The 8334-nt window shown below is 72.3% G+C and carries 9 protein-coding genes; 4 read left to right on the top strand and 5 right to left on the bottom strand.

The window, feature by feature from the left end:
- Nucleotides 1-279: 279 nt before the first annotated feature.
- Nucleotides 280-843 (top strand): hypothetical protein, encoded by a 564-nt coding sequence (locus ABD844_RS10860; RefSeq protein WP_344875606.1) that lies wholly within the window; start codon nucleotides 280-282, stop codon nucleotides 841-843.
- A gap of 6 nt (nucleotides 844-849) precedes the next feature.
- Here ABD844_RS10860 and ABD844_RS10855 read toward each other — a convergent pair whose 3' ends face one another.
- A complete protein-coding gene (locus ABD844_RS10855) occupies nucleotides 850-1425 on the bottom strand; it encodes a Uma2 family endonuclease (protein WP_344875604.1) in 576 nt (191 codons plus the stop codon).
- A 60-nt stretch (nucleotides 1426-1485) separates the two neighbouring features.
- A complete protein-coding gene (locus ABD844_RS10850) occupies nucleotides 1486-2091 on the bottom strand; it encodes a hypothetical protein (RefSeq protein WP_344875602.1) in 606 nt (201 codons plus the stop codon).
- Between the two features lie 160 nt (nucleotides 2092-2251).
- On the opposite strand from ABD844_RS10850, the gene ABD844_RS10845 reads away from it, so the two are divergent.
- Together ABD844_RS10845 and ABD844_RS10840 are read left to right on the top strand one after the other, a co-directional pair.
- Nucleotides 2252-3055, top strand: a complete 804-nt coding sequence (locus ABD844_RS10845; protein WP_344875600.1) for a glucose 1-dehydrogenase — start codon at nucleotides 2252-2254, stop codon at nucleotides 3053-3055.
- A complete protein-coding gene (locus ABD844_RS10840) occupies nucleotides 3056-3937 on the top strand; it encodes an alpha/beta fold hydrolase (protein WP_344875598.1) in 882 nt (293 codons plus the stop codon).
- On the opposite strand, the gene ABD844_RS10835 is transcribed toward ABD844_RS10840, so the two are convergent.
- Nucleotides 3922-4539 (bottom strand): DUF4126 domain-containing protein, encoded by a 618-nt coding sequence (locus ABD844_RS10835; protein WP_344875597.1) that lies wholly within the window; start codon nucleotides 4537-4539, stop codon nucleotides 3922-3924. The two genes, ABD844_RS10840 and ABD844_RS10835, sit on opposite strands and share 16 nt — an antisense overlap.
- 4 nt (nucleotides 4540-4543) lie before the next feature.
- Entirely contained in the window at nucleotides 4544-5449 is a 906-nt protein-coding gene (locus tag ABD844_RS10830) for a choline/ethanolamine kinase family protein (protein ID WP_344875595.1), read from the bottom strand.
- Nucleotides 5450-5517: 68 nt separating this feature from the next.
- Between ABD844_RS10830 and ABD844_RS10825 the strand changes: the two genes are divergently transcribed.
- A complete protein-coding gene (locus tag ABD844_RS10825) occupies nucleotides 5518-7890 on the top strand; it encodes a GcvT family protein (RefSeq protein ID WP_344875593.1) in 2373 nt (790 codons plus the stop codon).
- Between the two features lie 21 nt (nucleotides 7891-7911).
- Here ABD844_RS10825 and ABD844_RS10820 read toward each other — a convergent pair.
- Nucleotides 7912-8334, bottom strand: a 423-nt coding sequence (locus ABD844_RS10820) for a GntR family transcriptional regulator (RefSeq protein WP_344875591.1), incomplete at its 5' end; no start/stop codon positions are given.

Raw genomic sequence — 8334 nt, 5'->3', positions numbered from 1 at the left:
CCGTCCACTTCAGCAGCGAGAACCGCAGTTAGAGCCGCGACCGGAACCGGAGCCGGAGCCGGAGCTCGGCTGGAGCCGGAGCCGCGGCCGGAGCCCCGGCTGGAGCCGAAGCCGCGGCCGGAGCCCCGGCTGGAGCCGGAGACGGAGGCCCGGTTGGAACCGCCCGGTTTGGAACCGCCCGGATGGAGCCGTGGCTGGAAGCGCGGCGGGGCCGGGGTGATGCGGCATGTGAGCTGATATTGCGATGCGCCCGCTCGCCCCACCTTGTACGTTGCGCACATGGAACGCTGCCCCGAATGCCATCGCTGGGAGCCCGCCGGGGTCCTCGGCTGCGCCCGATGTGCCGGGATCGTCGACGAGATCGTCGAGGAGGGCTGGCGGGCCTTCCTGGAGAGCGAGTTCGGCACCGCCGAGCCGCCGGACGAGCGCCTGATCGCCGAGATGGTGACCGAGGAGCCCGACAAGCATCCGTGGCGCGTGGTCGACGCCGCGTACGACCGGCTGACCTGCGCGGAGTGCGGCGGCAAGCTCAGCAGGGGACCGGCCGGGTGCGGCCCGTGCGATCTGGCCAACGGCTTCCGCTACAGCGCCATCGAGATCGACCGCCCGGGTGTGGCGCCTGGCAACGAGCACGCGCTGCGGGTCAACGTGTCGGTGGCCCGCCGCCCGTCGGGGATCTCGGCCCCGGAGGTGCTCGTACGGTGCCTCACCCTGCCCATCCTGCTGGCGGGCCGGCTGCCGACCCACGCCCAGGCCCAGGCCGTCAAGTCGCTGGCCACCAGGGGCGCCACGGAGGCGGAGCTGGTCGCGGCGGTCCATGGCGACGACGGGACCGCGGCCTGATCCCGGTCAGCCCGAGACCTGCCGCAGATGGAGGTCGATGTCCACGTCGAACCCGATGTTCGTCTGGAGCCGCTTGCGATGGATACCGGTGGGGACGTAGGCCCTGACCACGGGCTCGAGCTCGAACGTGGACACCACCGCCAGGCCGTCCTCCTGCTCCACCCGCCAGAAGTGCTTGATGCCGGCGTCGGAGTATTTGATCGGCTTGGTGACTCGATCCCGCTCGCTGGATTCGTCGGAGACCACTTCGACGACCAGATGAACGTCCTCCGGCCGGAACGAGGTGATCTTCGTGCTGAAGGCAGACCTCTTGACCAGGAGGATGTCGGGTTCTGGCCGCTGCCGCACACCCAGCGTCACCGTCATCTCGCGCACGGCCATGAGCGTGCCGGGCGGCCGGAGCGACTGTTCGAGCAGGCGGAGCATGAGCATGTGGAAGCCGGTCTGCGGCGACCTCGTGATGAGGGACCCATCGATCAACTCGACGTGCCGGAGCGCGTCAAGGGGCAGGTGATCGAGCATGTCGGCGGTCCACTCGCCGGCGGGGCCGGGACGGAGCCGTCCCGGCCAGGCTGTGCTCATGGGGGGCGTCTCCTCGGGCCGTTGCACGCGACGCGTTCATCATGTCGCATGCTGTAGCCGTCAGGGGCGGTCCTTGCGGTCTTCGATCGTGCGGCGGTAGAGCTCGTCGATCTCGTCGAGGGGGTCCTTGATCGGGGCCTGGCGGCGGGCCTCGATCTCCAGATCGGTGCGTGAGGTGAGGTCGGCGATGCCCGTCGCCGTGTGCTGCACCTGGTCGCCCAGCAGGTCGGCCCGGATGCGGGCGCACATGGCCGTCAGCTTGGCCTGGTGCTCGCGCAGGCGGTCGAGGGTGGCGTGGTCGACGTACGGCGACACGCGGCGCTGCTGGGCGTACATGCCGAGCTGGCTGTCGTGCACGTCGGCCTGGGCCGTCAGGTCGGCCAGCAGGCGAGGCAGCTCCCCGAGCCCCCACCCCTGGTGCTGGGCGTTCTCGACGGCCTGCCGGGTGAGGGTGACCTCGCGGCGCAGGTCGAGCCGGAGGCGCTCGACCTCGGCGGCGTCGCCGGTGCCCATCGCGTTGACGTGCGTGGTGAGCCGGCCCGTGGCCTGCCTGGCCTTCACCGCGGCCTTCTTGCCCAGCTTGACCAGCAGGTAGATGCCCACACCGCCCAAGAGCAGGAGGAACGCCAGGATCACCAGCACGATGACAAGGAAATCGCCGAGCATTGCCACCTCTCGTTGATGTTCGTGCCTTGAAGGATAGTCCGCCCTGGGCGTTCCGGCGCGCGTGAGCCGGTTCCGATGCCCAAGCAAGCTCTTGATCGAGGCGCGGAGCTTGTGTTTCAGTGCACATGTCCGCTGAACCACCCCAGAAAGGGCGTACGGCGTGCTGGACGGCAAGGTAGTGATCATCACGGGCGGCGCCAGGGGCATGGGCGCGGCCACCGCCAGGCGCTGCGTGGCGGCCGGGGCGCGGGTCGTGCTGACCGACATCCTGGTGGAGGAGGGTACGGCCACCGCCAAAGACCTGGGCGCCCGGTTCGTCGCCCACGACGTGACGAGCCAGGACGACTGGGCCGCGGTGGTCGCCGAGACCCTGGAGGAGTACGGCCGGCTCGACGGTCTGGTGAACAACGCCGGCATCGCCACCGTCCTGCCGATCGAGCAGCAGTCGCTGGAGGAGTTCGAGCAGGTGCTCCGGGTGAACCTGGCCGGCGCCTTCCTGGGGCTCAAGGCCGTGGTCGGGCCCATGCGCGACTCGGGCGGCGGCGCGATCGTGAACGTGTCGTCGGTCGCGGGGCTGTTCGCCCTGCCGGGGACGGGCGGCTACGGCGCGTCCAAATGGGGCGTGCGCGGGCTGACGAAGATCGCGGCACTGGAGTTCGCCCGGGATCGCATCCGGGTCAACTCCGTCCATCCCGGGATGATCGCCACCCCGATGACGAGGCTGCTCGGGGCCGTGCCGGAGGAGGGGACCTTCGGGCTGGCGCCCGCAGGGCGGTGGGGCGAGGCCGCGGAGGTCGCGGAGGCGACCGCGTTCCTGCTGTCCGACGCGGCCTCGTACGTGACCGGCGCCGAGCTGGCCATCGACGGCGGCTGGAGCGCGGGGGAGGCCGCCATCCTGCCCCGTCCGAAGCCGCCGTCCGTGCCGCCCATGAGGCCGCCGACCTCGGACGGGGGCGCGGGATAGGTGCCGTACGCGCAGGTCGGGCCCGAGGTCAGGCTCTTCTACACCGATGACGGACAGGCGCGCGACGGACAGGCGGGTGGCGGGCAGGCGGGTGGCGGGCAGGCGGGCGACGGGCCGCCGCTCCTGCTCGTGCACGGCTGGGGCGCCGACTCCCACCAGTGGGCCTGGCACATCGACGCGCTCGCCGCCGCGCACCGGGTGATCGCCGTGGACCTGCGCGGCCACGGCTACTCCTCGGTCCCCGAGACCGGGAACACGCCCCGCATGATGGCCGCGGACCTGCACGCCCTGCTCGACCGCCTGGACGTCCCGCAGGTGGTGGCGGTCGGGCACTCCATGGGCGGCCAGGTGGTCTCGATCCTGGCGGTCGAGCACCCCGACCGGGTACGCGCGCTCGCCGCCCTCGACCCCGGCTACGGCATGACCGCCGAGCTGGCCCGCGGCTTCCCGAGGATGATCGAGGGCCTGAGGGGCGAGCGCCCGCACGAGGCCGCCGAGCGGATCGACGAATGGTGCACGAACGCCGCCACCCCCGCCCTCATCAGGCGCTGGCACAAACGCCGCCTGTACGGGACGCCGCCGCACGTCCTCGCCCAGGCGTTCGAGGCCATGTTCACCGGCCAGGACGCCATCGGGGTGCGCCCGGCCAGCGACGACTACCTGACGCGCAGGCGGTGCCCGGTGCTGTCGATCTGGGCCGACCCGGGGCGGGCGGAGTGGGAGGCGGGGCTGCTGAAGGACCCGGCGTCCGCGGTCGTGTGCTGGGAGGGGGCGAGCCACCGGCTGCACGAGGAGCGGCCCGCCGAGTTCGTGACCACTCTGGAGGGCTGGCTGCGCACGCTCCAGGACGCCGCGCGGGAGCCGGGTCAGCCTGGTGGGTAACCGCCTGTCGCCCCCCTGCGGGCCCTCCGTCGTGCCCGGAAGCGGCGTACGCGCCGGATGAGCCACCACGCCACCACCCCGAACAGCAGCAGCCCGACGATCACCAGCACGGGCGCGAACACCGCGACCAGGCTCATCCCGAGCGACCCCGCGTCCTCGGCCGTGCTCACGACCGGCGCCCCGACCCCGGCCGTCCCGGCGTTGACCACGGGGCGGGCGGCGGCCTTGACGGCGTGTACGGCCAGCGCCACGACGATGCCGAGCAGCCACCCGGCCCACGGGTGCTCGGTCATCCAGGTCGAGCGTTCGAACTCGGCGGCGGCGTTCGTGGCGGAGAAGACCACGCCGCCCGAGGCCGGGCGCACCACGGTCTGGATGGCGTCGTTGACGCTGTCGACGGCGGGCACCTTGTCCAGCACCATCTCCGCGACGAGCAGCACCGCGATGACGCCCAGGACGCCCCAGTTCGACAGCCAGGAGTAGCCGTCGGGCAGCCGGACGGCGTCGGTGAAGTTCGCGAGCACGCCCACCACGAGGAGCGGGATGTACGCGTTCAGCCCGGCGGCCGTGGACAGGCCCAGACCGGTCAATGCGGCGAGCATGCCCCTAGTCTGCCCGGGCCGCCTCGTCCATGAGGCCGGTGAGGCCGGGATCGGTGAACTCGGCCACCGCCCGCTCGTACTTCTCCACGCCCCACGACCAGAAGTCGAAGTCGATGGTGTCGTTGGCGCCGTCCTGGATCGAGGCCCACAGGGTCCAGCCGTACTTGGACATGAGGCCGAGCAGGCGCGCTCGGGCGATCTTGTGGCGCAGGCGGCGGCCGTAGTAGGCGGTGACGAGCGCGTCCAGGTGGCCCGGCGGCAGGTCGGACTCGCTCCAGATGTTGCCCAGCTCGAAGCACGCGTCGTTGTTGCCCGCGTACTCGTAGTCGATGAGCCACAGGCGCTCGCCGTCGTCGAGGATGTTGCCGGGCAGCAGGTCGTTGTTGCACGGGACGGTGCCTTCATTGCGCACGGCCAGGCATCTCCTGATCCGGGCGACCTCGGGCATGAAGTCGAGGTAGCGCGGCGGCAGCCGGAAGCCGCGTTCGCGCACGATCTCCAGGTAGCGCCGCTGGACCTCGAACATGTCGAAGTCGCGCACGAACCGCGGCCCCGCGTGCAGCCGCCGGCACACCTCGGCCACCCGCGGCAGGTTCGCCGGGTCACGCAGGTCGTCGGCCGTGAACGCGCGCGCCGGCAGGTACCCCACCACCAGCACCCCGAGAGCGGGCAGATAGTCGTGCACCGGCGCCCCAACCCCGGCGCGGGCCGCCGCCACGGAGTTCGCGTGCTCGGCGTCCCTGTCAATGGCCAGCAGCGCCCCGTCACTGGCCCACACGCGGGCGACGTAGACGCCGCGCGGGGTCGTGACCTTGTAGTTGTGGTTGGTGAGCCCGCCGGGCAGCTCCTCGACGGAGCGCGGCACGCCGGACAGCAGGGGGATGCGATCGAGGACCTCGGGCGTGGCCATGCTCGATGCTAGCCCCGGCGCTCTAAACGGTCTAGACCTTTTACGGCGTGCCGGTTAGCCTCGCGACCATGAGCGACTCGGCCCGCATCGTGATCATCGGTGGCGGGGTGGGCGGCGCGTCCGTCGCCTACCACCTCACCCGACTCGGCGAACGCGACGTCGTCCTGCTGGAGCGGGACGAGCTGACCAGCGGCTCCACCTTCCACTCCGCCGGGCTCGTCGGGCAACTGCGCGCCGACCCCACGCTGACCCGGATGAACCAGTACTCCGTCGAGCTGTACCGCACCCTGGACGCCGGGTGGACCGAGTGCGGCGGCATCAAGCTGGCCGCCACGCCCGAGCGCATGGCGGAGATCCGCCGCCAGATCGGCTGGGCGCGCACGTTCGGGCTGCCGCTGGAAGAGATCTCGGTGGCCGAGGCCGTGGAGCTGTTCCCGCTCATGGACCCCGAGGGGGTGGTGGGGGCCGCGTACCTGCCGACGGACGGGCAGATCGACCCGTCCCAGCTCTGCTACGCGCTGGCGACCCGCGCCCGCGAGGGCGGGGCGACGGTGCGGACCCGCACCCGCGTGCTCGGCGTCAAGGTGGTCAACGGCCGGGTCGCCGGGGTCAGCACCGACCAGGGCGACATCGACTGCGAGATCGTGGTCAACTGCGGCGGCATGTTCGCGGCCGAGATCGGCCGCATGGCGGGGGTACGCGTCCCGATCGTGCCCATGTCGCACCAGTACGTGGTCACCGACGCCTTCCACGACCACACGGGCCTGCCCACGCTGCGCGACCCCGACCTGCTCGTCTACTACCGGCAGGAGGTTCAGGGCCTGGTCATGGGCGGGTACGAGCGCACCTGCGCCCCCTGGACGGCCGGGCCGAACTCCTACGACGCCGTGCCGCCCGACTTCAACGGCCGGCTGCTGGCCGAGGACTGGCCGAGGTTCGAGGAGATCTCCGGCAACTCCAGGATCCGGGTGCCCGCCATGGCCGACGTCGGCATCCGCAAGCTGATCAACGGGCCGGAGGCGTTCACCCCCGACAACGAGTTCTGCCTCGGGGAGACCGAGGTCGGCGGGTTCTTCGTCGCGGCCGGGTTCTGCGCGCACGGCATCGCGGGCGCGGGCGGCATCGGCAAGGTCATGGCCGAGTGGATCGTCGAGGGCGAGCCCGGCATGGACGTCTGGCACATGGACATCCGCCGGTTCGGCCGCCAGTACCGCTCGCCGTCGTACACGATCAAGCGGGCGGTCGAGAACTACGAGACGTACTACGACATCCGCTACCCCGGCCACGAGCGGTCGGCGGGCCGGCCGCTGCGCGTCTCGCCCGCCTACGGCTGGCACGCCGCGCACGGGGCCGTCTTCGGCGAGAAGTCCGGATGGGAGCGGGTCAACTACTACGCCGCGAACGAGGCGTCCGGCGGGCCCGCGGGCGAGGACGAGCGGCCGCACGGGTGGGCGGGACGGCTGTGGTCGCCCGCGATCGGGGCCGAGCACCGGGCCACGCGCACGGCGGCCGGGCTGTTCGACGAGAGCTCGTTCGCCAAGATCGAGGTCACCGGGCCGGACGCCGCCGAACTCCTGGAGTGGGTGTGCGCCAACCGGGTCGCCCGCCAGGACGGCGCCGTCACCTACACGCAGGCGCTCAACCGGCGCGGCGGCATCGAGTGCGACTTCACCGTCACCAGGCGCGGCGAGCGGGAGTTCCTCGTCATCACCGGCACCGCCTTCGGCTCCCACGACCTGGGCTGGCTGCGCAAGCAGGCCGCGCTCACCGGCGCGAACGCCAGGATCGCCGACGTGACCGGCCAGTACGCCTGCTTCGCCCTGTGGGGCCCGCGGGCCCGCGACGTCCTGGCCGGGCTGACGCCCGACGCGCTGGACTTCCCGTTCATGTCGTCCCGCGAGCTGACCGTGGGGGACGTGCCGGTGCTGGCGCTGCGGGTGACGTTCGTGGGCGAGCACGGGTGGGAGCTGTACTGCTCCAGCGAGTACGGGCTCGGCCTGTGGCAGGCGCTGTGGCGGGCGGGGGAGCCGTACGGGCTGGTGGCCGGGGGCTACCGGGCGATCGACAGCCTGCGGCTGGAGAAGGGCTACCGGGTGTGGGGCGCGGACCTCGGGCCCGAGACGACGCCGTACGAGGCGGGGCTGGGCTTCTGCGTCAAGAAGGAGGGCGACTTCCTCGGCCGTGACGCCCTCGACCCCGATCCTGAGCGCAGGCTGCGCTGCCTGACGCTGAGCGACCCGCGCGCCGTCGCGCTCGGCAACGAGCCGGTACGTCTGGACGGCCGGGTGGTGGCCCGCGTCACGTCCGGCGGCTACGGCTACACCGCCCGCGAGTCCATCGCCTACGCCTACCTGCCTGCCGAACTAGGGACGCCGGTCGAGGTCGAGGTGGAGGGCCGCTGGGTGCCGGGCGCCGTGGTCAAGGGCCCGCTCGTGCCCTGACCGTGCCCTGACCGTGCTCCGTCACGGACTCCCCTCCTGGACGCCGCTGCGCACCGAGATGCGGACCCGGTCGGGACGGAACAGGTCGAGCGCGTACTCCACCGGCGTGCCGTCGGCCGCGTAGGCGGTGCGCTCGATCAGCATGAGCGGCGTGCCGGGCTCGATGCCCAGCTCGGCGGCCTCGCCGGGCCGGGCGATCACCGGTTCGAGGTGCTCGACCGCCGTACGCGGCTCCAGGCCGTAGCGGGTGGCCAGCAGGGCGTAGAGGGAGCCGGTGAGGTCTTCCCCGAGCAGCCCGGGCAGGTCGGGGAAGTACGAGCGCTCCAGGGCCACCGGTGAGCGGCCCGCCGAGCGTACCCGGGTCACCTCGTGCACCCGCGCGCCCGCCGCCACCGCGAGCGCGCGGGCCGCGGCGACGGGCGCGGGCACGGTCGCGGCCCGCAG

The sequence above is a fragment of the Nonomuraea antimicrobica genome, assembly GCF_039536965.1.
Taxonomy (GTDB): Bacteria; Actinomycetota; Actinomycetes; order Streptosporangiales; family Streptosporangiaceae; genus Nonomuraea; species Nonomuraea antimicrobica.
The sequence above is the reverse complement of the archived record's forward strand: the minus strand, read 5'-3'. Positions and strand labels throughout refer to the sequence as shown.